This is a genomic window from Georgenia satyanarayanai (genome assembly GCF_023715365.1).
GTDB lineage: Bacteria > Actinomycetota > Actinomycetes > Actinomycetales > Actinomycetaceae > Oceanitalea > Oceanitalea satyanarayanai_B.
In genome coordinates this window covers 1-383 of record NZ_JAMBNZ010000177.1, presented here as the reverse complement: position 1 = coordinate 383, position 383 = coordinate 1, and the positions used below count along the sequence as shown (strand labels likewise).

Annotated in this window: 1 pseudogene; it reads right to left on the bottom strand. The window is 63.7% G+C overall.

The features are described 5' to 3' along the window. Positions 1–89 precede the first annotated feature (89 nt). Positions 90–383: pseudogene (locus M3148_RS17570) on the bottom strand (ATP-dependent chaperone ClpB); the annotation flags it as partial.

Sequence of the window (383 nt, the reverse complement as noted above, 5' to 3'; positions counted from 1 at the left end):
CGTCGGAACACTCCAGATCTATCACGGTCACGCGCGCACGGTCAAGACTTTTTCCGAATCTCGGATGTCAACTTCCGTATTATGGAAGCTCAGACGGTGAGGGAAAGCCCTGTGCCGTCGACCGCGACATCGACGCGGACGGTGTCGCCGTCGTGCACGTTTCCCGAGAGCAGCGCCGTCGCCAGCTTGTTCTGCACCTCGGACTGGATGAGCCGGCGCAGCGGTCGCGCACCGAACATCGGGTCGTATCCGCGCTCGGCGAGCCACGATCGGGCGTCCGGAGTCACGGCTAGCGTGAGCCGGCGATCGTGCAGCCGCTTCTGCAGCTGGTCGACCGAGAGCTCGACGATCTGCGCGAGATCGTCTTCGGTGAGCGACTGGAA